Origin of the sequence: Agarivorans sp. QJM3NY_25 (assembly GCF_050870875.2) — a bacterium.
GTDB lineage: Bacteria > Pseudomonadota > Gammaproteobacteria > Enterobacterales > Celerinatantimonadaceae > Agarivorans.
Genome location: NZ_CP194041.2, coordinates 2,194,790 through 2,219,596, shown reverse-complemented (window position 1 = coordinate 2,219,596; position 24,807 = coordinate 2,194,790). Strand labels below are relative to the sequence as shown.

The window sequence follows — 24,807 nt, the reverse complement described above, 5'->3', positions numbered from 1 at the left end:
AAATTTATCAACAGCATATCAGTGAATCACCATTTTGACCATGTGTGAAATATGGGAACCCATTGAACTGTATATATAAAAACAGTATCGGATGCTATTTATGTCATCTCCATTTTTGACTTATATCAGCGAACATATGCGTACGCGCCACTATCGTGAGGCAACTATCAAAACCTATTTGCTGTGGATCAAACGTTTCATCATTTTCAATCATAAGCGGCATCCTAGCGAATTGCATAACCAACAGGTCGAGGCCTTCCTATCTCACATGGCGAGTGCACAGCATTTAGCGCCAAAGACCCAAGCGATTGCATTAAATGCATTGGTTTTTCTTTACCGAGACATCATCAACCACCCCTTATCACTCGCGTTAAATTTTCAGCCAAGCCACCAGCAAACTAAGTTACCAGTCGTTTTAACACAGGCAGAAATTGAACGTCTTTTAGCGGCATTATCACCTCCCAATCTTTTATTAGCTCAACTAATGTACGGTAGTGGCTTACGCAAAATGGAAGCTCTAAGGCTACGAGTAAAAGATATTGATTTTGATTACCTTGGCCTCACTATTTGGGATGGGAAAGGCGGTAAGCATAGAAGAGTAACCCTAGCCGGAAATTTACTCCCCGCCTTAAAGCAACAAATATCAATCAGTGAACAGTATTACCTTAGTGATAAAACCAATCTGGAATATGCGGGAGTATATTTGCCCTACTCATTATCCAAAAAGTACCCAAGGCTGCTTTTGAATTAAGCTGGCATTACCTTTTCCCTTCTAGTCGCTTAAGTTACGAGCACGGTGCTAGGTACTTGCGCCGCCACTACCTCGATCCCTCTAACATTAGCCGAGCTATAAAACAGGCAAAACACCAAGCAAAAATAAGCAAAGCAATTACTTGCCATACCCTTCGCCACTCTTTTGCTACCCACCTATTACAAGCAGGTGCCGATATTCGCACTATTCAGGCCCAACTAGGGCATAGTGATATTCGTACGACGCAAATTTATACTCATGTTTTGAATATGGGCGCTGATGGCGTCACCAGCCCCTTAGATCGTTTAACCTAAGACGCGTGGCATAAGCGATAAATAACTTTTTACTTGGCCCCAAAAACGAGCGCCTACCTAAGGCGGAAAAAACTTACATTTGTGCCCCTATTGACAATTTATCACACAAATTGTCCCCAAATTTTGGGTGGTAGCTGTACTAAGAGAATCACATGATGGCTATCCTCCTAAGCACCATCATCCAGACTGGGCCTTGAGGAGGCGATATTGCCTTTTACTTTGCCTGTTATACAGACTATTTAGACTTCACGATCGGGTCTAGCAGAAACTAGAAGGGTCAATCTTATTTGAGCAACAGCGCCCCAACTCACAGAAACGTTCTACCTACATTGGGATCGTCATCTGGGAAGACACCATGATAAATACTGTCTGTTTGAATATTCTACGCCCCCCTGATGAGTAAAATTAAACTAAGATTAAATAATTCTCTGTAAAAACAAAGGGAATAATCAATTTACCCAAGCTAAATCAAAATACATGACATAGCCTATGATAGAATCACCACTTTCTATCGGAGCTTGTCCTACAAATCTGTTCGCTCCTCCGATACATGGTCTTACTGAACTATCAGTTTACTTTCAACGCGGGCCCTTTTCGCTACTTAGCAAAGCTAATTAGCGCTCTCGCTATGCGGCTTATGAATTGAACCTGCGGTCGAAACCTATCTTTACGCAAACTGATATTGCTTTATTCAAGGAGAAATTAACCAATGATGATTGGTCCAATTATGAACAGTTGCGCGATTATTTTAGGCGGCTTAGGTGGCGCGTCTTTGGCTCGTTATATTCCCAAACGGCTCCAAAAAGGTTTACCTGCCACATTTGCTCTGTCGGCTATCGCAATTGGTATTTCGATGATTGTTAAAGTCAATAATCTCACCGTGGTCGTGATGGCCTTAATCTTAGGCACCGCTTTAGGCGAATTAATTTACCTTGAATCAGGCGTAAGCAAAGCGGCTAGTTTTATCCAGCGTAAATGCGAAGGTTTTTTGCCACTGCCTAGAGGCTTAAGCAAACAAGAGTTTTCCCACCAGTTTACCGCACTGATTGTATTGTTTGGGGCCAGTGGATTGGGGGTCATCGGGGCCATGACCGAAGGTCTTAATGGCAACTACCAACTGTTATTAGTGAAATCATTGATGGATTTCGTCACCGCGATGATCTTTGCGGTCACGTTGGGGCCTGGAGTGGTATTACTCGCGGTCGTACAGTTTGTTGTTCAAGCCTCACTATTCTTGCTAGCTCAATCGATTATGCCTTACATGGACGCTATTGCTTATGCAGATTTCTCGGCTGTGGGCGGTATTATCATGCTCGCAGTTGGATTACGTATTGCAAAAATCATGCACTTTGCAGTGGTAAACTTTTTACCGGCGTTGATCTTAGTATTACCATTTACCTATTTATGGCGTGAATTTTTCCCAACGTAACAGCAATAAAGCGACGGGTAGTCGACGACTACCCTAACGGATAGCCTTTAAGACTCTATGTTTTCAGCCTGAAGCCAAAACTCATTCGATTTGAAAGCGTAACGATAAGCAGGAAGCAATAATAATAAATAAGCCAAGCCACCAAACACCGCGCCAAAAACTGCAGGGCCAGAGGGATTCGCAACAAACAAATCCGACATAAACGAAATTTCAACCACAAACTGACAGGCTAAAATCGGCATCGCAATACAAAATGCGACTTGCCAAATTTTCTTAGCGCCAATGATCGCGTTGTAGGCATAGCCAAAAAACGGTACTAACATTACCGCACTCGCCACTAGCCCCAATACACCAAGTAAATCAACCGAATCAGAAGTTGGGACGCTAAAAAAATCAGAGGTTGTTAATCCAGCTAACAACCAAAAAATAACTTTCCACTTAAGCAACTTAGTCCCCTTAAACGTTATCACCCCTAACTGGGGCTAAAATCGGAGACTAAAATAACTAACTTAGAGGCAGCTGCCAACTGTTTTTCCCCTGAACCAAGCACACAACAACGATTTTGCCGTTTAACTGCCGGTTTATACCCGTAATACTCAAACAATCCGCCTCAGCGCTCGCTTCACCGTAATACGACTAACACCGTTTCAAAAAGCCGTTAGCCCTACACAAAACACTCGTCGTAGCTACTACACTCGCCACAACTGGGAGCACGGCAAATATAATCCCCTCCCTGTTCACATAAGCTGCGATAAAAGAAGCGTTTCCAGCGCATATTTTCGTGGTTTAAGGCATGTAACTGAGGAAAATTATGCTTAATCAAAGCACTTAGATCGCTACGCTGCTTAAGACCCAAACTCCGCCAAAGATGGGATGCAGACAAACTGGCACTGGCCAGCACGATTGCCATTTCTAAAGCAAAGGGCTCATCTTGGTTAGCGTACTGAAACAATAACGCTATCAGCTCATTACGCTCCTTAGCACGCAAATCAATGAGTTCATCTAAGGTATCGGCGCGTTTACGTAAGAGGCTATGCACTGGTTTAAGCCAAGCACGTTCTTGCTTATCAACCGTACCGCTACAAATTGCGCGCTTAAGCTCCAAATAACTCGCATTGTCTAAACCCAGACCATGCGGTAAAGCAGTATCGCCCTTGAGTTGCGCTAAGATGATTTGGCGAAACCAATGTCGGTTTGCCACCGACAAAGGCTTACAGATGTTAGATAATGCTTCTAACCAACTTGCCCCAATAAACGGGGTTTGTAGATGGGTGTTTGCACTACTCATATCAACACTCCTACTTCGCAATGGTAATAATACGACTCTGCGGTGGCAAACCACACAGCGAACCGGGAGGGTTCAGCGCCACCCCTTCGCTATCGGTGATCGCCGTTTCCACCGGACAAATTTGTGCGCACTGCGGTCCATGAACATTGTTCGCGCATTCGTTACAGCGATGCGCCACAATACTAAAACCCTGTTCACTAGCCTTCACGGCGTTGTTGGGGCAAACCTCTTTACAGGCGAAACAGCCAATACAGGCTTGAGTGATGGTTAAAGCCATTAGCCACACTCCTTCGAATTGCAAGCCGAAGACCCAGCCAAACTTGCAAGCAAGTCCGCCTGCAACTGCTGCAAACTTGGCTGGATATCACGAAGGGCAAATTGCGTATTTACCGTGATGCCTAATTCTTCTAGTTCCTGACGAGGGCTTAAACCGATCCGGCTACAGAGCAACACATCAAACTCACTTAATAGACTCAGCTCTCGGCGGTTGTCTTCTAGCGCTTCATCGCAGCTGCTACTGCCTTCGCAATATTGTTGCCAACTAAACGCCGCTTGCTGAGTGATACCGTCTGGCGTAATTACATAATGTTGAAACTGATTGGCATGGCCAAAGTGTTGATCGACCAGTTGCTGACTTTGACTCGCCACCGCCACCCGAATTTGTTGCACAGGTTGCGCCACTTTCGAGCCAAGAGCTTCGAGATCGAGATCTTGCCCCAGCTTACCCACTGCATCAGCACGACACTGCTGACAATGAGTCATTTGCTGCATACTTTGCCCGGCCAAAGTACGCGCCTGATTTAACTGTTCTTTGTTGGGTTCGGCTTGGCCCTTTAATCCAAAATAAGTGCCATGAGCAGGATCCGAAATCAGCGGCATAATATTGTGAATAAACGCGCCATAACGCCCCAGCTCCATGGCCAATGCCTCGATGTGCTGGTCATTGATGCCGGGGATCAATACCGTATTCACCTTCACTAACATACCGGCATTTATGGCGGCTTCTAAACCCAGTAGCTGCTGGTCGATTAAGGCCTGCGCGCCTGCCCGCCCACGCAAACGCTGCTGCTTGAAATAGACCCAAGGGTAAATCTTTTCTCCAATTGCGGCATCGATACAGTTAATGGTGATAGTGAGGTGTTTCACCCCGACAGCAAGTAACTTGTCCAAATGGTCAATCAAGGCGAGACCATTGGTCGAAATACATAAGTGCACATCGGGATCGACCGCGGCAATTGCTTTTAAACTCGCAATGGTCGCCTTGGGATTTGCCAATGGATCTCCCGGCCCTGCAATACCTACAACTCTGGTTTCTGGGACGTGTTGCTTTACCTTCGCAAAGCGCTTCGCCGCCATCGCTGGCGAGAGTAGTTTAGACACCACTCCGGGACGCGTTTCATTGCTACAATCAAATTTTCTGTTGCAATAGTTGCATTGAATATTACAAGCGGGCGCAACCGGAAGGTGCATCCTCGCGTATTGATGTCCCTCTTTTGAAAAACACGGATGGGTGGCAACCAAAGCCGTTTGAATATCGGCTTTTGATTGGGAAGAACTGGCCGTCGCGCCATGATTAAGTTGCTGGATTTTCATAAAGAGCTTCCCTAAATTGACTTAACTTAGAGTCTGCAAAGCGCATTCCAGAAAATATAATCATTAAAAACAACAGGTTAAGCAAAATCATTCAGGTAAAAAACTAACAACTGTCGCATTTGTCACAAATGCGACAGTACATTTTTGTCAAAGCTGACGCATATTAATATTCATCACTTGGATCCGGTAAGCAATTTGCCGAGGAGTCATGTTTAGTAAGCGAGCCGCCTTCGCTTGTACCCAACCCGCTTGCTCCAAGGCCGCTATCACTCGTTCCCGTTCGTCCATCTCTGAATCGTCTAACAGCGCTTTGTCTGCACCGATACTCGGTCGGCGAGTAAAACTTTGGCCTTCAAGACCATCAATCACGATGAGATCCTGATCAATCATACCGCTTTCACTCATCACCGAGGCGCGCTCCAATAAATTTTCTAGTTGGCGCACATTACCCGGCCAATCGTAAGCCATCATCATTCGGATGGCACTATCGGTTAATGACAACTTTCGACGCTGCTGCTTACTCAATTTTTCGATTAAAAAATCAGCGAGTTCAGGTAAATCTTCAATCCGATCTCGTAGTGGTGGTGGGAACATCGGCATCACATTCAGTCGATAATACAAATCTTCCCTAAAGCGTTCTTGTTTTACTTCTTCTTCTAGATTGCGATTGGTTGCAGCTAAGATCCGTACATCAACATGCAGAGTTTGAGTACTACCAATACGCTCAAATTCACCTTCTTGTAAGACTCTTAATAGCTTCGCCTGAAAGGCCGCTGATATTTCACCGATTTCATCCAAGAACAAAGTACCACCGTCGGCCATTTCAAAACGACCTTTACGCTGCTTCACTGCCCCAGTGAAAGCTCCTTTTTCATGACCAAATAACTCCGATTCTAATAAGTTATCTGGTAAGGCTGCGCAATTGAGCTTAATGAAAGGCCCAGTAGCTCGCGGGGAATTATAATGGATCGCGTTGGCAATCAACTCTTTACCGGTACCCGACTCTCCACGAATTAATACTGTGCTATCCCATTTTGACACTAAACGAATTTGTTCAAAGACCTTACGCATCACCTGACTATGACCAACGATGTTGTCTAAGCTGTAATTACTTCTCACTTTCCGTCGCAGTCGATCGCGCTCTGCTTCTAACTGAGTCGTTTGCACTGCCACGTCTTTTGCCAACAATACACTTTTAGCAATAAGGTTAGCGGTCATTTCTAAAAAACGGGTAAAGGATGCCAATTTTTGAGGATCATCCAGTTGCGGCTGAGCAGCAAGTACCCCGAGCACTTCACTTGATTTCTTTATTGGCACCGCTATAAAAGGCAGATCTAGGGCGTATAAGTCTAACTTGTCGGCAAAACGTAGATCATTGGAAACACGACTCAGCACGATCGGCTGTTTTTGGGTTAACACCGTTCCGACAATGCCTTCACCGGGACGATAGCGCACATTTTTAGTAATGCTGTCACTAATATGACTCGGTGTGTGTACCGTATCGATGGTCAACATTTGGTCATTTTCGGCAATAAGCGCCAACATCGCATGCTGAAGCATGGCCTTTTCGTGCAGCACCTGTAGCACCTTAGTGACACTTTGTTTGTAGTCTAAACTGTCGGTAAGTACGCTACTCACCTCGTAGAGCGCCAACAAGTGTTGTTCGGCTATTTTTGATTCTCTCGCGGTTGAATATTCCATGATTAAGCCCTTTTTGTAACTCGTAGAGGAAGCACTAACTTGGCTTTACATCCACCCAACGACGTTGATTGATATTGCACCGTACCATTGTGTTCACTCACCACCTGTTGAACGATGCTTAAACCCACGCCACGGCAACTGTTACTAGACAAGGGCTTGGTGCTATAAAATGGTTCAAATATCTTCAGCTGTAATTCCTTTTTAAGCCCTGGGCCACTATCTTCGAAGGTGATTTCAATATCGTCATCTACTCGCTGGGTGCAACAGATAATTTCTCTACGTGGCATTTTGGCGTAATCGATGGCATCGATGGCATTATCTAATAATTGCTTTAAGGCCACTCGGATCCGCGAAGGCTGACCGGTAAACGCGGGTAGCGTACCGTTTAAACTAAGTTGCATGCTGATACTACGAGCCAGCAGCCGCTGATTACTCATTTCGGTGACTTCATGAACTAACTGGTTGATATTGACCGACTGCATCGGCTCATGAGGGCGCTCAGGTAAAGCATTCTGTAATTGATCAACCGCTGCATGCCCAGCCTTTAAACCGGCTTGCATGGCATCAATCCGAGCGCATTGGGTCGCACCGCCACAGAACATATTTAAGGCCGAATCAATCATATTAATCGGCCCCTGGATCTGGTGAATCGCAGCATGTAATACCTCTTGCATCACGTGCAAAGCTTCCGATTCTTCAGTTGAGCGTTGTAATTCAATCAGCCGCTGACGTTCCTGGCGACGTCGCTCCCGAGTAAATTCGCTCAGTGTGAGCACTAAGAAGCGACTCACCGTTGGCGTAAAATAATCATCAACATTGCCATCATTAAGTTCCACACTGGATAAGCAACAAGAAAACCAACGTTTGTGCCCTCCACTACCGACCTCAACATTAAATTGCTGCCCTTCGGCGAGGTGTAATAATCCTTCATCATCATCCCCCGCCGATTGTTTTAATTGTTGCAACACAATATCAACCGGCTCTCGGCCAAAATCAGAGGCCAGAGTTTTATAAGAAAGATTGTCGAGTAATACGGATTGATGTTCATCAATTAAGGCAATCGCAACTGGTGCCGTGTTTAACACCGCTTCCACCATCGCTTTTTGATTGGCAACCTTGGTTTGATTATCATGCCGTTGGCTAATATCACGATGCATTCCAACGTAATGAGTAATTTCCCCAGCTCGGTTATACAGCCCTTTGATTGAAACTTCGGCTAAGTAACGCTGACCATTCTTCTTACGATTAATCAAGGTCCCTTGCCAATTTTTTCCAGCTGAAATACACCCCCATAATTGTTGGTAGACTTCGATGGGAGTGGTTTTATAACTCAAAACCGAATGTTTTTTCCCCTCCAACTCTTCCACTGAATATCCGGTAATTTCAGTAAAATATCGGTTTACGTAGAGAATGTTAGCACTTAGGTCGCTAATCGATATGGCCATGGGGGCTTGCTCTACCACTTGCAAATACTGCTCAGACACATCGCTCATTGTGCCATCCCCCACAACGGCCAAGGCCTGCTCTAACTTAGATTGAAGTTCGCTCATCGTCATTGTTACCTTTTGCATTGCTGCTTGTTGTGACTAACCTTGTTCAATGCAAAGGGTATTCCCATGTGCCAAAGCCCCTAAATTCAGCCTCCATTAACCATTCATTGTTTGATTTACAACAAAAATAAGATATTTATCAGTAAAAATTGTTAGCTTTAACACCAAAATTCAAGCGCCATAATCAGTCCACCTAGCGAACTAATCCGCTCTGTCACAAGGCTTTTCTCCCTAATTTGGTTCAACTCCCCATATTGGTACAACACCTGCAATTAACTAAGCATGGTGATCCTTGGAACAAACAAATGGCTGAATATCTCTTAATCTTTATTAGCACCGCGGTCGTGAATAATGTGGTGCTGGGTAAATTTCTTGGCTTATGTCCATTCATGGGCGTATCCAATCGCATCGACAGCGCCTTAGGCATGGGGCTAGCAACCACCTTTGTACTGTGTTTAGCCGCCGTCGCCGCCTGGTTAATCGAAGTCTTATTATTGGCACCACTAGGCTTGCAAGTGATGCGTATTCTGGTCTTGATTATTGTGATTGCAGCAGTGGTGCAACTGACCGAGCTACTCATCCAAAAAAATAGTCCCGACTTATACCAAGCGCTTGGTATTTTTCTGCCTTTAATTACCACCAACTGCGCGGTATTGGGAGTGGCTTTGTTAGTTGTACAAAACAACATGAATTTTTTAGCAACCCTATGTTATGCCTTTGGCTCGGCATTGGGATTTAGTCTGGTGATCGTGCTGTTTGCCGGATTACGCCAGCGGATCAAGCTGGCCAAAGTACCCGCAGCATTTGCAGGCCTACCGATCGCGTTTATAACCGCAGGACTATTATCGATGGCCTTTCTTGGTTTTAGCGGCATGGTCAAATAACAGGAGACGAGCAATGATCTACTTATCCATTTTTTTGCTAATGCTAGTGGGTGGCTGTTTAGGCGGACTGCTAGGTTGGGCATCAAAAGCCTTAAAAGTTGAGGGGGATCCAAGAGTCGATGAATTGGAAGCAATGCTGCCCGGAGGACAATGTGGTCAGTGTGGTGAGCCTGGTTGTCGACAAGCCGCGGAAGCCATGGTCGCTGGGCGTTTGTCGGCTCAGAGCTGCCCTCCTGGGGGCGCGGGCTTAGCCAGCAGCATTGCGGCATTGCTTGGTGTGGAACTAAGCGCCGAGCAAGGCAGTGGGCCTTTAGTCGCTTATATCGATGAAAGCAACTGCAGCGGTTGTACTCGTTGCTTTAAAGCCTGCCCCTTCGATGCCATCGTTGGAGCCAGTAAACAAATGCATACAGTGATTAGCGATGTTTGTACTGGTTGCCGACTCTGCGAAAAGGCTTGTAGTCAAGGTTGTTTAACAATGCAAGCTCCCGCCGTCAAACTCAATACCTGGCAATGGCCAAAACCCCAAGTTGCCTAAGGAGACAGTATGTTTGCATTCAAACCCAGACCATTTAGTGGCGGCGTCCATCCCAAAGGTTTTAAAGAACTCACTGAACAGCAAAGCATTGCCAAAGGCTTTCGCCCTGATCGGGTTTACCTTGGCATGCAGCAGCGGAATGGCTCAATGTTACAGTGCTTAGTTGCCGCTGGAGACATGGTTTTCAAAGGACAATTAATCGCCAAAGGCAGTAACGACATGACCGTACCGCTGCATTCACCAGTGAACGGTCAAGTACTTGAAATTAAGCCCTATTTAAGTAGCCATCCAGCGGGGATCAAATGTCAAACCTTGGTGATAGTTAATAATGGCGACAATTGTTGGGGAGACGCTCACCCTCCCTCTGACTATACAAAGCTAGAGCCGGAACAAATTGTCCAGCGCGTATTAGATGCTGGCGTCGTCGGTCTAGGTGGCGCAGGTTTCCCCAGCGGCATCAAGCTCAGGCTCGCCCGACAAGCCAAGGTACACACCCTGCTCATTAATGGCGGCGAGTGTGAACCCTACCTCACCTGTGATGACCGTTTGATGCAAGAACACGCTGCCGAGATTATTGGCGGTATCAACATGATGCTCAAAGCAATTGGGGCCAATAAAGCAATTATTGCCATCGAAGATAACAAGCCTGATGCGATCGCGGCCATGGCATCGGCGTGTGCGGAACAGCCCAAGCTGGAAATAAAGATGGTTCCGAGTCTCTACCCGATGGGATCGGAGCGCCATCTAATCAAAGCAGTGACCGGACTGGCCATTCCCCCCGGACAACTGAGTACCGCCAAAGGCATATTGGTGCATAACGTAGCGACCGCTAAGGCGGTTTTCCAAGCGGTACGTTTTCAGCGTCCTTTAATTGAACGAGTACTCACAGTGTCGGGAGATGCCATTGAACACCCAACCAATTTGCTGGTTCCCATTGGTAGTTTGGTGTCGCAGGTATTAGCCGAATGTGGAGGCCTAAAAGTTGAAGCGAACCGAATGATCGCCGGAGGGCCGATGATGGGCCAAGTACTGCCCTCTCCCTTCGTGCCTATCGACAAAAGTATTGGTGGACTATTAGCGCTTAGCGATTCTCAAATTAACCAACGTGAACGCCAAGATTGCGTGCGCTGTGGAAACTGCGTCAAAGTTTGCCCGATGGGTTTAATGCCCTTCCAAATGGCGGCTCATAGTAATCATGGTGATTTTGCAAGCGCTCAACAATTTGGTTTAGACGCCTGCTTACTATGCGGTGCCTGTAGCTATATTTGTCCCTCCAGCATTCCCTTGGTGCAATATTTTCAACACGCTAAATCTAACGTCAATGCGCAGCGCAGCATGCTACAAAAATCTAATCAAGCTCGCCAGTTGACTGAAGCTCGTCAGTTACGCTTGGCTAAAGAAGCCGCAGCGAAAAAAGCAGCCAAGGCATCTAAACGTAAACGCCCAGCCAGAGCCCGCCGTACTCAAGGAGAAAGCTAATGGCCCAATACAATCCGGTTGCCGCCCCACATACCCACTCCGGTACCTCAACGACCAACATCATGTATTTAGTGATTTTGGCCCTAAGTCCCGCCGCTATTTATGGCGTATGGCTGTTTGGCCTGCCAGCGCTTAGTGTGATAGTAAGCTGTTGCCTCACCGCCTGGTTATGTGAGCTAATCTGTTTATTGCTACAAAACAAAAACTGGCAACACAGTTTCGATGGTTCGGCTTTATTAACCGCACTGCTACTGGCAATGAGTTTACCGCCGGCAACACCTTGGTGGGTCGCCGCCTTAGGTTGTGGCTTTGCAATTTTCTTAGGCAAGCATGTTTACGGCGGATTGGGGCACAATCCCTTTAACCCAGCGATGTTGGGTCGAGTCATGTTATTGATTTGTTTTCCAGTAGAACTCACCGACTGGCGCGCGATTGCTCCACCAACTTTAAGCGAAACCGGCCTAATATTTAACTCACAATGGACTGGTATCGACGGTAGCAGTGCGGCAACCCCACTGGCCGATCTCGGTCAAATACACGATTTGAGCATGCTGATCACAGGACAACACGCGGGCAGCATGGGAGAAACCAGTGCAATTTTAATCGCCATTGGCGGTTTGTTTCTGATTTGGCGGGGAGTGATCCGCCCCTACATACCAACTGCCTTAATTTGTGGCTTGGTGCTTCCAGCCAGCATCGCTCACCTCATCGACCCAAATCAATTCGCCTCACCAATATTACATGTATTCAGTGGCGGGGCGATGTTAGCCGCATTTTTTATTGCCACCGACATGGTGACCTCACCCACTAGCCCCCGCGGACAATGGCTATTTGGTTTAACTTGCGGCTTATTAATTTGGTTAATTCGCTGCTTTGGCAGCTACCCGGAAGGTGTCGCCTTTGCCATACTCATCATGAATGCCTGTACACCAGTCATCGACCATTATTTACGTCCCACCATATTTGGTATGGCCAAGCCTTTTAGCCGATCAAAAGGAGCCTAAACATGACCCTTCCCAGTATTGAAAAACATATCGATAGTACCGTGTATCAATCGCTCTCGTTGGCCGCTGCTGTCGCTATCGCCAGTATCTTACTACTAACCTTAAATAGCTTCACTGCCCCCGCTATCGCAGAACGACTCAACGAAGACAAACTCGCGGCAATTGACCTAGTTATGCCAAAACAGCTCTATCAAAACCCGATGTTATCTACCGAACAAACATTTACCATTGGCAAACAACAATACACCCTATATACCGCTTTAAATCAGCAACAGCAAATTAGCGGTTATGTGGTACAAACTCAAGCCAATGGTTATGCCGGGCCGATTGACCTTCTAGTTGGGGTCGACGCCGATCTTGCCATTTTGGGCGTACGAGTATTAAGCCACAGCGAAACGCCTGGGCTGGGCGACAAAATTGAATTTGAGAAAACCCCTTGGGTGCTTAGCTTTAATGGCAAAAGTTTAGACAATACCAACCAAAAAGCCTGGGCAGTAAAAAAAGATGGTGGTGAATTTGACCAATTTACCGGTGCTACCATCACGCCTCGTGCAGTGGTGAACTCCGTACACCAAGCACTACTCGATTTGCAGATCCAAACTCAGCAAGGAGGCCAACAATGAGCCGCTATTCTCAAATTATTGCCGACGGTCTTTGGAATAACAACGTGGTTTTGGGGCAATGTTTAGCCCTGTGTCCGTTGTTAGCCGTAACCTCTAGCGCCACCAATGGTTTAGGTTTAGGTTTAGCGACTCTCGCGGTAATGGTCAGTTCTAACGCGGTTAGTGCACTAATTAAAAACTATGTGAGCCGCGCAGTTCGGATCCCAATTAACATTTTAATGATTGCCACTCTGGTGACGATCACCGATCTGGTACTCAACGCTTGGGTTCACCCACTGCATAAGGTGCTAGGCCTGTTTATTCCGCTGATCGTGACCAACTGCGCTATCTTAGGCCGAGTCGAATCCTTCGCCAGTCGACAAAAAGTAATGCCAGCCATCGTGGATGGTTTGGCCATGGGGATCGGCTTTACTTGGGTCTTGGTATTACTCGGTGGGATCCGCGAAATTATTGGCTCCGGCACCCTATTTGCCAACGCCCATATTTTATTGGGCCCAGCCTTTAGTGCGATTGAGCTCACTGTGATTCCCGACTATCACGGCTTGCTATTGGTAATTTTACCGCCTGGAGGCTTCTTGGTACTGGGCGGTTTGCTTAGCATTCATCGACAGGTCCAAAGAATTTTAGCGCAAAAACAAACCACTCAAGCCGCTTGCTGCGTCGATCCTTCGGCCTCAAATTAGGAGCTTACCAAGATGTTAGTCTCTATTGCTTATGCCACCCCTCACCAGCAACTATGTATCAATGTTGATGTAGTGCAAGACAGCAGCGTAATAAACGCGCTGCATCAATCGGGGATCTTAGACCTATGTCCAGAAATCGCTTTAGATAAACAAAAAGTAGGCATTTTTGGCAGGTTTGTCACCTTAGAAAACCAATTGGTAGAAGGTGACCGAATAGAAATTTATCGACCGATTACTTGGCAACCTGAAGACCTAGATGATGATGACGATGACGAATAAATCAACACTTTGTGAGCTTTACGACATCAGTGTTGGTGACATTGTGGGAAACCTTCATCCTATATATTAATAACCCCTTGTAATATAAGTATTTTTGTTTGGTTTGAATATTGCAAAACACTAATTGGTCTGATCTTTAAGGAGTTAACCATGGCAGATATAGGCATTTTTTTTGGTACTGATACTGGTACAACCCGCAAAATCGCAAAAATGATCCAGCAACAACTCGGAGCGGATTTATGCGACAAACCCCTCAATATTAACCGAGTAGACGTAGATACCCTCACCAGCTATAAGATGCTGATCCTAGGTACCCCAACCCTAGGCGAAGGACAACTTCCAGGCTTGGCTTCTGACTGCCAGGCAGAAAGCTGGGATGAGTTTTTACCCCAGCTAGAAGACGCTGATTTTGCCGGTATTAAAGTTGCTTTATACGGGCTAGGCGATCAAGTGAACTATGCCAGCGAGTTTGTCGATGGTCTTGGCGAGCTATACGACGCGATGGCCGAGACTGGTGCAGAATTAATCGGAGAATGGCCCGCTGATGGCTATACTTTCGACGATTCAGCAGCTCTGTTAGAAAATGGCAAATTTGCCGGATTAGTCTTAGATAACGATAATCAAAGTGAATTACACCCCGAACGCATTAGCGGTTGGTTAGAGCAAATAAAATCTGAATTTAATTTGTAAGCGCAGGCTTTAATACGGGCTTTGCTCGTATTAAAGCCTCTTTCAAGATCCGAAGAGTAAGTGAATAGAACAGTTTTGGTCGACTTCTAGCTTCTCAGCGCTACAGACTCGGATCGTCAACGGTTAATCGGTAAGCCGCGTTCATGACAACGTTAATCTTCCAACTATTCTACATGAGCGGGCAATAGTTCCAGCCACTCAAACCACCATTTCAGACCAATCTATTTCTCGCAAGCTTAACGAATCAATATATACCGTCCCATTCCAAGCTTTAGTAAACAAAAGTAGTGCAAAAAAACCAAAATATTGAATAAGCATCATGGCTTATCTGGTCAATGTTCATTTTTATTTGCAGTTAATCCATACAATAATTTCGTGAAATTGTTCCCAATATCACTATTTCATAGCACAATGCATGATCGTTGCGCTTGGCTATTTACCATGAGCCCTCAGCTACACAGCGCCGGTTTGGGTTCACTGCTTGATTCAGCATCCGCGCTAACCGGTAACCAAGAAAGCACCATAAACAGTGAGCTACTAAACAATTTAACTAGCCAGCTAGGCGTGAGTGACACTCAAGCTACTGGTGGTACAGCAGCCTTGCTGGCGCTTGCCCAACAACAGCTATCTGGTAGCGAAAGCTCTTTGTTGAACGACATTATTCCAAGTGGAAACAGCGCTTCACTCAGCGCTCAACTACTCCAGAAAATTAGCAGCATGGACAGTGTTAAAAGTGCTTTTTCAGCATTGGGCTTAGACGCAAGTATGATAGAACAGTTTGCACCCATTATTTTACAATATGTTGGTAATAACGGCGGCTCAAGCTTAGTGGATGGCTTGAGTAAAATTTGGTCTTAATGATGAAGCGAAGTAATATTGACCGCATCAATAATATTTCGCATATATTTTGGTTCAACATTTAACCGAGCACCACATGAGATGGCTTGTCAATCAATAAATATATATAACTAGTGATATTAACCATAAAATAGCCAGCATTTCGATTCAATATCACACAACTACATCTTATAAAACCTCCCCTGCTCAAAGAATGGAAAAATGCAGGGTGAATAATAATAATGTCAATGTTAATGTACAAATTGGATAACTAAAACGCTATAAAATGAGTAGAATTATGGATGATCAACACTCATTATCTCGCAACTATTACCAGATATTGGACGCCTTGCCGGATCATGTATTTATTTTTTCGGAATCAGGAGTGTACTTAGATGTTTTTGGTGGCGAAGACAATGATGCCGGCTTCGATTGCAAGCCGTTTATTGGTAAGAGTTTATACGATGTTACCTCCCAAGATATAGCTGAAGAATTTCATGGCTATATTAAGAAAACACTAGCAACCAATAAAACACTGGTGGTGCACTACCATTTTGCCAATGAGAATATGCTAGCGCTGCCTGACGGTATCTCTGTACCCAACGAGCTATGGTTTGAAGGTATTATTAAACCACTACCATTACTCGAAGACGGACAAAAACGAGTCGTATGGACAGCAAGAAATATCACTCTGCGACATAACCTGGAAGAACAGCTAAAAAAGTTGTCTGAAACCGATGAACTAACAGGCATTCTAAATCGTCGCGCTTTCATGGCAAAATTGACCATCGAACTACACCGCTACCAACGCTACAAGCAAAATACCAGCTTATTGATGCTGGATATTGACAGGTTTAAAAGTATCAATGATCTACTAGGCCATCAATCCGGTGATCGGGTGATTAAACATGTCACAGATATTTGCTCCAAAGAAATCCGAGAAGTCGATTATATTGGTCGGCTCGGTGGTGAAGAGTTCGCGATCCTACTCAGCAATGCCAATCTACTACAAGCTATTGAAATGGCTGAACGTTTAAGGCAAAAAATAGCGCGTTCTCCGTGTGTCGTTGAAGACTATACCATTCATATCACCGTGAGTATTGGCTTGTCTCAAATAGAAACCGAAGCTGATAGCTCAGAATATCTGATATCGAGAGCCGATAAAGCTATGTATCACGCCAAAAAACAAGGCCGAGACCAAGTTAGAATTTTCCACGATGAGCTTTGCAATCATGAGATTGAATTAACTCAGCATAGCCATATTCGTAAAAATAAAGCTTAATGAACTCGAGCGTTTATCAATACCTTCATCGCGTTATTCCCATTCATTAAGCTAGCCATTCACCGTGGAAAACTTATAAACTTTCGCCCTAAAAACCAATGCTTGATAAGCTCGCAAGTCAAGTCTGATGATAATCCTCTTCCCAAGCTTAGCTGCTCACTGATTGCGACGGCTAAGCGCCAAGTCATCATTTTCAATTAAAATGGCTGACTCCTAGTCGGTACATACCATTGTCTATACCAAGTGCGATGGCTCCGTTGATGAAACAGCGGGTATCAAAATATGCAAACGACACACATCCACGACTAACATCATCGATTCACATCAAGGTAATCATTTGAAAAAACGGACAAAATTTCATTTCACTTTATTGTTCTATTTCTAGATATGCAGCTCTGTATTTCGCATGTAATAAAAAATAGGTCTACTATTAATCAAATATTCACTTAAAAATGTACACTTGTGAATATTTTTTCATCAGATAGGATCTGATCATTGAAGTCTAAAAATCTATGATTTAGCTTCATTTTTACTGAAAAAAAACCGCATTATTCATACCGAGCTCAGTGTATAGAGAATAAATACATCACTAATGATAATGTATCAAACAGATGTCTAACCAGTTAGAAAATAAGTCATATTATGGATGAAAAATACTCATTATCTAAAAACTATTACCAAATATTAGATGCCTTACCCGACCATGTGTTCGTATTTTCAGAAGCAGGTGAATATTTGGAAGTGTTTGGAGGCGAAGAAAACGAGACAGGTTTTGATTTTAAAGACTATATTGGTAAAACCTTACATGACGTGCTCTCGCACGATAGAGCGACTGAATTTCTGGATTATATTAAGAAAACAATCCAAAGTGACACAACATTGGTAGTACGCTATCACTTTGCCAATGAGACCATGTTAAAGCTGCCTGACAGTTTTATTGTTCCTGATACCTTATGGATAGAGAGCACCATCAAACCACTTCCAACACTCGTAAATGGATTGAAACGGGTAGTATGGACAGCAAGAAACATCACCTTACGGCATCACCTGCAAGAGCAACTAAAGAAATTATCTGAAACAGATGAACTAACAGGCATTTTAAATCGCCGTGCTTTCATGGAAAAACTGGCTGGCGAATTACATCGCTATCAACGCTACAAGAATGACACTTGTTTATTAATGCTTGATATCGATAAATTCAAAAGCATCAATGATTTACTTGGGCATAAATCAGGAGATCAAGCGATTAAGCATGTCACTGATATCTGTTCTAAAGAAATAAGAACTGTGGATTATATTGGCCGACTCGGCGGTGAGGAGTTCGCTATCATATTGAGTAATACCTGCCTACAACAAGCACTTGAAATGGCCGAACGCTTACGGCGAAAAATATCAAATAGCCCTTGTGTCGTCGAAAACTATACCGTTCATGTCACTGTGAGTATTGGTTTGTCCCAAATAGAAGTGCAAGATGATAGCTCGGAGCAGATCATTTCTAGAGCGGATGAAGCAATGTATTTCTCAAAAAAACAAGGCAGAGATAGAGTGAGCATCTTCAATGAAGACATGCACGATAATGAGATTGAATTAGCGGAAAATAACCATATTTATCGCACTAAACCTTAATTTGAATCGAAGCTTCGTGTTCTGAATGAACATTTATCTAATCCCCTCATCAGTAGGAAAATATGCGCTAAAGCAAAACTGCAGAGCAGTAGTTTTACTACACTGCAGCTTATAGCTTGCTACTTAGAGCTCTTATTTAAAACCCAAGCAGACATACTCGCCTGCAAGTAACTCTCTTCTGGCGCGGTACCATTACCTAACCAGGCCGACACGTTTAACTGTTGACTCACGACATCGAGAGTCCCACTAATCGAGATGGGCTGCTTATCATTAGGTATCAAACCACTAATCGATAAACTTTGTAAATCAAGATCGGCCCGATGCGTATCGGTAAAACCATAAATTGGAAAGCACTGTTGCTGGAAGCTTGCTGACCCACTCACAATACCTAACTCAGGGTTTGTCACTGCCAATTGGATACTAAGAGCGTTACTTGGATCACTCCAAGTACCATTCATCAAATCCGGATGCTCTCCCTTAATGCTTAGCTCGAAGGGTTGCAAGTTAACATTTGATTCAACTTTATGAAAACCAAGTTTATCAATGTAGTCCCCAACGATAATTTGTTCAAACTGGGTTGATGCAACCAGCGAATTAATCACTTCCATCTGCTGATTCGCTTGAAGCTGACCACAATAAGTTGACACCCAATGCCAACTAGCGTCAGGAGCAGAGCGTTCCACAGATCGCCAATAAATAGAGATCACGACGCCTTGGCCCAGCGAAGGATTTGGTTCATGACCGCTCACATAGCCAATCATTAAATAACGTCCTGAAGAACCAGTCGTAGAACTGTAATCTCCCAACAATAAACCATCTTTTTGAACGCTCAGTCTCATCTGAGAGCCATAACTGTTTTGCCACATTCCATCGATTGCGTGAGTCATAAATTAGTTCTCTTCGTTTTGGGTAAATATTCTTGCGGGAGAAGATTGACGGTTTTGAATAATGTTTAAGCCGCCAGGTTTATTAAATATCCAAGTCCCCACCGGAAACAAAGCAACCTTGCCGGCAATATGTCTGACTCGATATTCATAAACGGTGTATAGATAATCCATCAGAACTGACCCGGTTAAGATTAGCCCAGGGATCCCTTCCATTGGCTTAAATTGAGGTTGAACTTGCCCTTCATCTTGACCGGCCTCTATCTTCACCAAATATGTACTGGCAGGAATGCGTAGCTCACCATTAGGCGTTTCACCCGTATCACCAAAAGTAATAATTAACTCTTCTGGACTTTTAGCCACGGCTTTAAGCGCCGCATTCATCACTTCTACATCGCCTTTATATTGAGAGGAACCAGAATCGAGTATAAAATCTGCATCCTTGGCTAAGATCTGATCACCCAGAGCAAAGCTTTCCAGCTGCGTCGACCATAAGTAGGAAACGCTTGGGATCAAAGATTCTTTCCATGGCAAAAATAAATACTCTCTACTGGTTTGATAACTCCGATCGAGTCGGCCCAAACTAACACTTCCTTCCCCGCTTGGCCCATCAGTTTCAAAGGCGACATACGGCATATGCGCTTCCACTAGCTGCTGCTCTATCAGGCTAGCCATGATGTGAAATGAAGGTTCTAATTTATTGACCGCACGAAGACCATAATGACCAGCCTTCGCTTGGTGTTCCGATTTCCCGTCAGTCGGAATAGTATAACTTGGCATACCGATGCCACCATCCCAATCTAACTCCTTAAATTGACTATCTTTATCAACAAATGCTCGAGATAGATAAAGCTCACTTTGTGTTGGCTGGTTATCGATAAAATGGAATACATCTTCACCCAGCTCTACCTGCATCTCCCCCCATGGGCCAAAATCGACCATTTGTGGTTGCTGAGAGATGAACTGAAAAGAGCTTGAATTATGGTAATTAAACAAATCACCGCCATAATGTTGGCATTTATTTTCTTTACACTCATTCTCTACACATAGCGAAGAGCTCACCCAAACAAAGTTACTGCCAGTATCAACACTAAATTTTAATTGCTGAATTTCGGTTCCCGGTTTTGCGGTCCCCAGAGTCAGTGTCGCATACCAAGGCGAAGCGCCATTATTTTGAAATGGCCCTTTCGATAACGGCAAGCTAATTCCACAGCATGTTTCACTCAGTTGTTCAGACATCGCCAATCCTTTTTAAATAGTTGTTTGTAATGACATATAAATCAATCATAATTTGATAAAATTATCTACACCAAAAATCAATAAATAGTCAAAACTATATTCACTCAACATCTCAAAGGCTTAATTTGTGAGTTGAAGAGCAAAAATGGCCAGTGAAACTTAAATGACTGGCAAGACCGTTGAAGATGAAATGAACACATTTATTCATAAATTCCGTAGATCAATTCAGATTAAAACAAGCCTGTTCTGGTCTAATGCCATCGGACACTTAATTTTGAGACCGTATTGTTAATCCGTTAAGAGACCTATATGAGTTTGAAAAATCACACAAGAGCTATCCGCAGGAATTTAGAGATGAAGCTCAACAACTAGGTATTACCTTGGAAGAGTCTGAGCGGGATGAACTTAAATGATGACGTTAATAAAACAAAGAATTACGCATGGAGAAAGACATTGACAGAAGCCGTTTTTAGAATGTCTTTTTCCATTTCAAGGCGCTTAACTCGCGTCTCTGACTCGCAAATACGACGCGGCTCACCCGTCATGGGTGTCGCCTTAGAAGATTCACCACAGCGCTCTGAGCGAAGTTGTTGAAGCTAAACCTGCTTAGGATAAGCAGACAGTTCCTGTCACAACGACGCATGAGAACTGACGACCGGAATTGTGACGGATCCAAATGATAAATTCTGTGATGTACTATGCCACTATATCAGTGCAACTAATCAGGTAAAACAATCAACCCAAGTTGCTCAAGTAACTGCTCTTGCTGCCAAGCGCAAATTTTTACACCACTAAGGTCGACTTTTCTAGGGTCCAAACCATTCAATTCTGAATGACTCAAATTACAACCTTGCAGCTGAAAATGGGTCCAACAATCTTCAGAAAATAAACCTCGGCTTAAGTCCGACTCTTTGAAAGAGGCGCCTTGTAGATTAGCTCCAATCCAGTTATTTTCAAATAAGTCACATTTCTCTATACATTGGCGTTCCAAGTTAGCATAGGATAAATTACATCCCGTGATATACGCAGCACAAAAGTACATACGATGACTCACTTGATTTGAGAAACTCGCTTGGATGAAATTAGCCCCCTTCAAATCACAGCCCCTAAATTCAATGCCGAAGCATTTCGCCCCAGTGAAATTAGCCATGGATAGCTGGCAGTTTTTAAAAGAACTGTCACGAAGGTCACTATAATTAAAATCGCAACCTTCAATCGCACCTTGTTCTATAAACATACAATCGACAAACTGCGCATCCCTTAGATTTGTACGACTAAAATCACATTGATAAAACTTACAACGTTTAAAAAGGGCATCACCCAAATCCTGGTGAGAAAAATCAACTTGATTAAACACTTCATATTCTTCGTTCATAACTAGCCCTTGCGCCACACGAGCCTGAAGACTAACAGCTACCCCCGAAATCGCAACAAAAACAAAGCTTTTAAAAACAACCCTTTAAAGGTTCTCAAATGGCTAATATTGGCTACCAAACCGACACCTAGAACAAGGTTTGGACGGTCAGTAAGGCCAACATCGCGTGAAATGTTTATGGCTAACTAATCCAATAGAACTAATTATCTGGCCGTTCTTGGGGGCCTAAATTACCGCTAACTGCGTGATGTATCTTGTCACTAGGACCACGAGTTGCTGCACTTAATGCCTGGTTATCGGCAGATTTATTCTGCGTAATAAATTAATCATATGATCAATCAGATGGGTATAAGCGCTAGTCGTCAATCTGAATATATGTTTTGAATGGCTAAAACATATAGGGTTAAACGTTCCGATGCTCGTTAAAGCGAACAACAAGGCAAGCCATTCAAGATCGCTTGCCTGATGAGTGCATGATTAGTGGTTGATTGGTGGCGTGACGTCAATAAACTGAATGTTTTCTGAGTCACTGAGCTGCCATGGGGAAGTCGCGGCATTTTCCCAACTTTCAATCGTCACATCACGAAAGACTGCATCTTTCAGACGACTGATATGGCTAACTTTAGTATTTTTTACTCGCACATGTTCAAACAAAAAGTTTTGTTGAAAGGTTTCTGGATAAACCAAACGTTGATCGGCACCGTCGTAACCATCGATTTTGAGCCAATAATTTGCCGGGCTTTCACTATCAACATTATCTAAGCTCACATCCTGCACCACAATATCGCGAAATTGAGCAGCCTTGGGTGCCGATTCAAATACGTTATCCCCCATTTTATAGGCCAAAGTAAATACAAATGGATTCCCGACCCGGCCACGATTCTCAATGATCAGGCCATCAATCTGATGGGAATTTTGGGTACCAATATCTTTCATCGCGTTATTGCGAAAAGTAATATTGCGCGCTCCCCCGCCAGTAGCCGGGGTGCTCTTCATTCGCAATCCATTATCGGTCATAAAGGCAACATTCTCTTCTGCCAGAATGTTTTGGATCCAGGCACCAGTATGACTGCCAGCAACCACCATGCCATGCCCTTCGCGGGTATAGTTATTAAAAATCCAAGCGCCGTCGGTGGCCTGTACATGTGCAGAGCCCAAATGATAATCCGCCCCCTGACCAGCAGCGAAGTTTATACAGTCGTCACCACTATCGATAAAATTAGCAAAGATCAGAGAGTTTTCACTATTACCAAACTCCACCCCATCGGCATTGTTAATATCAAAGGTTTGAACCGAATTATAAGCAAACACCGTGTTTTCGGCTTCTAGAAACATCACCCCGTGATAGGCCGGGTTGAGTAGCGTTAAACCCGCAAAGTAAATATCTCGCACCCCACGAAAGGTTGCCAGGCTAGAGCGCCGATTCGAGTACAAGTCACGATGTAACTGCGCCTGATAGTCAATCTCATCGGTATCACCATCCCAAGCGGGGTTAAATTGTCGATAAGCTTTTTGCATTTGGTCTTTTGCCAATAATCCCAAGCGATATACTTTCGCCCGACTCCCTGCCGGATAATATGCCAGCGACCGACCTAGTTCATCTTGAGTGTCCTTCCCCCTTAACCAGCCGCCACCATCGATGGTTCCTTCACCAACAATTCGGATATTGTTAAAGCGACCGCGACGATAATCGTAACCATGTTGGCTGTGATTTTCAGCATTCATCTGATGCGGGTTGAGGGCGTTCAGTAATGATGGAGGACGGCGTGAATCGGTCGTATTGGTTCGATAGCTATACAGTTGATAGCCCTGGCCTAAAGGATAGTCATCTGCATTTTCCGAGCCCTTCAAAACAGCCCCTGCTGCAATCTCCAGAGTCATATTACTTTTTAAGAACAATGCCCCACTCACAAAAGCCTTGCCACTGTTTGTTGATGGAATAAGCACCTTACATCCATAAGCACTGGTCGAGGCCACCGAGCAAGTGTCAATTGCCGCCTGGATAGCTTTTGTATTCACCGTTAGGCCATCTGCAATTGCACCAAAGTCTCGGATATCAACCACTCTGCTAAAGGGGGCTGCCGTTTCGGTTGTGAGAACCGGGCTGCGAGGCGATTCACGACCATCGGCATAGATAGCAGCAACCGAGAAATGATATTCAGTGGCTGGCTGTAAATGCTTCACCTTGAAGTTTAGATAGACACTGCGTTGGTGAAAACCAACCTTATCTTCGGCAAAAAACTTGTCCATATAAGGCTTTGCTGGATTGTGAGCACTGTTATTTTGACTCGACAAGCCCAATGGCTGCCCATTTTGATAAACCCGATAATCAACAATCTGTTGTCCATTATCGGGTTTGTTCCAAGCCAATACCAAGGAGCGATCATCATAGGCTAAGGTAGGGACCATCGGTCGACTCAAAAGCAACGGACTGACCGAAGGCTCTACAGTCTGGTGACTCAGCTGAGGCTCCATCTTCTCGGAACCTTGTACCGATCCCACATCCAGAGATTGACAAGCTGTTAACAACATCGTCTGGCCTAAAACCAAAACAGCGAGCATACATTTTGCAGAGCCCATAACAGTCCTCTTAAAAATAAAATAGCGTTTCAAATATGAAGTACTATTTATCAGTAATCACTGTTTCTGGTCACTAATTATTTTTGATTATGTGAGGCGACTCGAAATATCTGCAAGTTAATTCCAAATTCGCAAGAGATTTTTTGTAAAAACATAGACTTATAAACAAACACAGCTG

At 44.3% G+C, this 24,807-nt stretch carries 22 protein-coding genes and 1 pseudogene; 13 read left to right on the top strand and 10 right to left on the bottom strand.

Annotated features, from left to right (window positions below; all coding sequences use genetic code 11):
- Positions 1 to 100: 100 nt before the first annotated feature.
- Positions 101 to 1,065: pseudogene (locus ACRRSW_RS10230) on the top strand (integron integrase).
- Positions 1,066 to 1,774: 709 nt separating this feature from the next.
- Positions 1,775 to 2,494, top strand: coding sequence for a DUF554 domain-containing protein (locus ACRRSW_RS10225; RefSeq protein ID WP_432453329.1), 720 nt, complete (start codon positions 1,775 to 1,777; stop codon positions 2,492 to 2,494).
- Positions 2,495 to 2,541: 47 nt separating this feature from the next.
- Here ACRRSW_RS10225 and ACRRSW_RS10220 read toward each other — a convergent pair whose 3' ends face one another.
- The 6 genes from ACRRSW_RS10220 to nifL form a co-directional block, all read right to left on the bottom strand.
- Positions 2,542 to 2,940, bottom strand: a complete 399-nt coding sequence (locus tag ACRRSW_RS10220; protein ID WP_432459281.1) for a hypothetical protein — start codon at positions 2,938 to 2,940, stop codon at positions 2,542 to 2,544.
- 218 nt (positions 2,941 to 3,158) lie between these two features.
- Positions 3,159 to 3,782, bottom strand: coding sequence for a nitrogen fixation protein NifQ (locus tag ACRRSW_RS10215; protein WP_432459280.1), 624 nt, complete (start codon positions 3,780 to 3,782; stop codon positions 3,159 to 3,161).
- A gap of 10 nt (positions 3,783 to 3,792) precedes the next feature.
- Positions 3,793 to 4,059 carry a ferredoxin gene (locus ACRRSW_RS10210; RefSeq protein ID WP_432459279.1) on the bottom strand — a complete coding sequence of 89 codons (267 nt, stop codon included), beginning with the start codon at positions 4,057 to 4,059 and terminating at the stop codon, positions 3,793 to 3,795.
- Positions 4,059 to 5,375, bottom strand: a complete 1,317-nt coding sequence (nifB, locus tag ACRRSW_RS10205) for a nitrogenase cofactor biosynthesis protein NifB (RefSeq protein WP_432459278.1) — start codon at positions 5,373 to 5,375, stop codon at positions 4,059 to 4,061. Before nifB ends, ACRRSW_RS10210 begins: the two co-directional genes overlap by 1 nt.
- A gap of 147 nt (positions 5,376 to 5,522) precedes the next feature.
- Complete coding sequence (nifA, locus tag ACRRSW_RS10200; RefSeq protein ID WP_432453334.1) at positions 5,523 to 7,076, bottom strand: nif-specific transcriptional activator NifA; 1,554 nt, start codon at positions 7,074 to 7,076, stop codon at positions 5,523 to 5,525.
- A gap of 2 nt (positions 7,077 to 7,078) precedes the next feature.
- A complete protein-coding gene (nifL, locus tag ACRRSW_RS10195) occupies positions 7,079 to 8,626 on the bottom strand; it encodes a nitrogen fixation negative regulator NifL (RefSeq protein ID WP_432453335.1) in 1,548 nt (515 codons plus the stop codon).
- 305 nt (positions 8,627 to 8,931) lie between these two features.
- Here nifL and rsxA point away from each other — a divergent pair, with 305 nt between their 5' ends.
- The 11 genes from rsxA to ACRRSW_RS10140 all read left to right on the top strand — a co-directional run bounded on the left by rsxA (position 8,932) and on the right by ACRRSW_RS10140 (position 18,551).
- A complete protein-coding gene (gene rsxA / locus ACRRSW_RS10190; RefSeq protein ID WP_432453336.1) occupies positions 8,932 to 9,510 on the top strand; it encodes an electron transport complex subunit RsxA in 579 nt (192 codons plus the stop codon).
- A gap of 13 nt (positions 9,511 to 9,523) precedes the next feature.
- Positions 9,524 to 10,048 (top strand): RnfABCDGE type electron transport complex subunit B, encoded by a 525-nt coding sequence (locus ACRRSW_RS10185; protein WP_432459277.1) that lies wholly within the window; start codon positions 9,524 to 9,526, stop codon positions 10,046 to 10,048.
- Between the two features lie 9 nt (positions 10,049 to 10,057).
- Positions 10,058 to 11,527 (top strand): electron transport complex subunit RsxC, encoded by a 1,470-nt coding sequence (gene rsxC / locus ACRRSW_RS10180; protein ID WP_432459275.1) that lies wholly within the window; start codon positions 10,058 to 10,060, stop codon positions 11,525 to 11,527.
- Positions 11,527 to 12,531 (top strand): RnfABCDGE type electron transport complex subunit D, encoded by a 1,005-nt coding sequence (locus ACRRSW_RS10175; RefSeq protein ID WP_432459274.1) that lies wholly within the window; start codon positions 11,527 to 11,529, stop codon positions 12,529 to 12,531. Before rsxC ends, ACRRSW_RS10175 begins: the two co-directional genes overlap by 1 nt.
- Positions 12,532 to 12,533: 2 nt before the next feature.
- Entirely contained in the window at positions 12,534 to 13,154 is a 621-nt protein-coding gene (gene rsxG, locus ACRRSW_RS10170; protein WP_432453340.1) for an electron transport complex subunit RsxG, read from the top strand.
- Positions 13,151 to 13,837: an electron transport complex subunit E gene (locus ACRRSW_RS10165; protein WP_432453341.1), complete on the top strand. Its 687-nt coding sequence runs from the start codon at positions 13,151 to 13,153 to the stop codon at positions 13,835 to 13,837. Before rsxG ends, ACRRSW_RS10165 begins: the two co-directional genes overlap by 4 nt.
- Positions 13,838 to 13,849: 12 nt before the next feature.
- Entirely contained in the window at positions 13,850 to 14,116 is a 267-nt protein-coding gene (locus ACRRSW_RS10160) for an RnfH family protein (protein WP_432453342.1), read from the top strand.
- 150 nt (positions 14,117 to 14,266) lie between these two features.
- Positions 14,267 to 14,806, top strand: coding sequence for a flavodoxin (locus ACRRSW_RS10155; RefSeq protein ID WP_432453343.1), 540 nt, complete (start codon positions 14,267 to 14,269; stop codon positions 14,804 to 14,806).
- Positions 14,807 to 15,247: 441 nt separating this feature from the next.
- Positions 15,248 to 15,664, top strand: coding sequence for a DUF2780 domain-containing protein (locus ACRRSW_RS10150; protein WP_432459273.1), 417 nt, complete (start codon positions 15,248 to 15,250; stop codon positions 15,662 to 15,664).
- Positions 15,665 to 15,941: 277 nt separating this feature from the next.
- Positions 15,942 to 16,925 carry a diguanylate cyclase gene (locus tag ACRRSW_RS10145; protein WP_432453345.1) on the top strand — a complete coding sequence of 328 codons (984 nt, stop codon included), beginning with the start codon at positions 15,942 to 15,944 and terminating at the stop codon, positions 16,923 to 16,925.
- Positions 16,926 to 17,567: 642 nt separating this feature from the next.
- Positions 17,568 to 18,551, top strand: coding sequence for a diguanylate cyclase (locus ACRRSW_RS10140; protein ID WP_432459271.1), 984 nt, complete (start codon positions 17,568 to 17,570; stop codon positions 18,549 to 18,551).
- A 119-nt stretch (positions 18,552 to 18,670) separates the two neighbouring features.
- Here ACRRSW_RS10140 and ACRRSW_RS10135 read toward each other — a convergent pair whose 3' ends face one another.
- The 4 genes from ACRRSW_RS10135 to ACRRSW_RS10120 form a co-directional block, all read right to left on the bottom strand.
- Positions 18,671 to 19,438, bottom strand: coding sequence for an avidin/streptavidin family protein (locus tag ACRRSW_RS10135; RefSeq protein WP_432459270.1), 768 nt, complete (start codon positions 19,436 to 19,438; stop codon positions 18,671 to 18,673).
- Between the two features lie 3 nt (positions 19,439 to 19,441).
- Positions 19,442 to 20,674, bottom strand: a complete 1,233-nt coding sequence (locus tag ACRRSW_RS10130) for a pepsin-like aspartic protease (RefSeq protein ID WP_432459269.1) — start codon at positions 20,672 to 20,674, stop codon at positions 19,442 to 19,444.
- A 718-nt stretch (positions 20,675 to 21,392) separates the two neighbouring features.
- Positions 21,393 to 22,049, bottom strand: coding sequence for a Qnr family pentapeptide repeat protein (locus ACRRSW_RS10125; protein WP_432459268.1), 657 nt, complete (start codon positions 22,047 to 22,049; stop codon positions 21,393 to 21,395).
- Between the two features lie 477 nt (positions 22,050 to 22,526).
- The gene (locus ACRRSW_RS10120; RefSeq protein ID WP_432459267.1) at positions 22,527 to 24,629 is read right to left on the bottom strand and encodes a glycosyl hydrolase family 28 protein; all 2,103 of its coding nucleotides are present in this window, start codon (positions 24,627 to 24,629) and stop codon (positions 22,527 to 22,529) included.
- Between the last annotated feature and the right edge of the window lie 178 nt (positions 24,630 to 24,807).

Excerpts from the sequence above, each read along its gene's own strand:
- ACRRSW_RS10225 (WP_432453329.1), top strand. The coding sequence starts at position 1,775 with ATGATGATTGGTCCAATTATGAACAGTTGCGCGATTATTTTAGGCGGC.
- ACRRSW_RS10215 (WP_432459280.1), bottom strand. The coding sequence starts at position 3,782 with ATGAGTAGTGCAAACACCCATCTACAAACCCCGTTTATTGGGGCAAGT.
- ACRRSW_RS10210 (WP_432459279.1), bottom strand. The coding sequence starts at position 4,059 with ATGGCTTTAACCATCACTCAAGCCTGTATTGGCTGTTTCGCCTGTAAA.
- nifB (WP_432459278.1), bottom strand. The coding sequence starts at position 5,375 with ATGAAAATCCAGCAACTTAATCATGGCGCGACGGCCAGTTCTTCCCAA.
- nifA (WP_432453334.1), bottom strand. The coding sequence starts at position 7,076 with ATGGAATATTCAACCGCGAGAGAATCAAAAATAGCCGAACAACACTTG.
- nifL (WP_432453335.1), bottom strand. The coding sequence starts at position 8,626 with ATGAGCGAACTTCAATCTAAGTTAGAGCAGGCCTTGGCCGTTGTGGGG.
- rsxA (WP_432453336.1), top strand. The coding sequence starts at position 8,932 with ATGGCTGAATATCTCTTAATCTTTATTAGCACCGCGGTCGTGAATAAT.
- ACRRSW_RS10185 (WP_432459277.1), top strand. The coding sequence starts at position 9,524 with ATGATCTACTTATCCATTTTTTTGCTAATGCTAGTGGGTGGCTGTTTA.
- rsxC (WP_432459275.1), top strand. The coding sequence starts at position 10,058 with ATGTTTGCATTCAAACCCAGACCATTTAGTGGCGGCGTCCATCCCAAA.
- ACRRSW_RS10175 (WP_432459274.1), top strand. The coding sequence starts at position 11,527 with ATGGCCCAATACAATCCGGTTGCCGCCCCACATACCCACTCCGGTACC.
- rsxG (WP_432453340.1), top strand. The coding sequence starts at position 12,534 with ATGACCCTTCCCAGTATTGAAAAACATATCGATAGTACCGTGTATCAA.
- ACRRSW_RS10165 (WP_432453341.1), top strand. The coding sequence starts at position 13,151 with ATGAGCCGCTATTCTCAAATTATTGCCGACGGTCTTTGGAATAACAAC.
- ACRRSW_RS10160 (WP_432453342.1), top strand. The coding sequence starts at position 13,850 with ATGTTAGTCTCTATTGCTTATGCCACCCCTCACCAGCAACTATGTATC.
- ACRRSW_RS10155 (WP_432453343.1), top strand. The coding sequence starts at position 14,267 with ATGGCAGATATAGGCATTTTTTTTGGTACTGATACTGGTACAACCCGC.
- ACRRSW_RS10150 (WP_432459273.1), top strand. The coding sequence starts at position 15,248 with ATGAGCCCTCAGCTACACAGCGCCGGTTTGGGTTCACTGCTTGATTCA.
- ACRRSW_RS10145 (WP_432453345.1), top strand. The coding sequence starts at position 15,942 with ATGGATGATCAACACTCATTATCTCGCAACTATTACCAGATATTGGAC.
- ACRRSW_RS10140 (WP_432459271.1), top strand. The coding sequence starts at position 17,568 with ATGGATGAAAAATACTCATTATCTAAAAACTATTACCAAATATTAGAT.
- ACRRSW_RS10135 (WP_432459270.1), bottom strand. The coding sequence starts at position 19,438 with ATGACTCACGCAATCGATGGAATGTGGCAAAACAGTTATGGCTCTCAG.
- ACRRSW_RS10130 (WP_432459269.1), bottom strand. The coding sequence starts at position 20,674 with ATGTCTGAACAACTGAGTGAAACATGCTGTGGAATTAGCTTGCCGTTA.
- ACRRSW_RS10125 (WP_432459268.1), bottom strand. The coding sequence starts at position 22,049 with ATGAACGAAGAATATGAAGTGTTTAATCAAGTTGATTTTTCTCACCAG.
- ACRRSW_RS10120 (WP_432459267.1), bottom strand. The coding sequence starts at position 24,629 with ATGGGCTCTGCAAAATGTATGCTCGCTGTTTTGGTTTTAGGCCAGACG.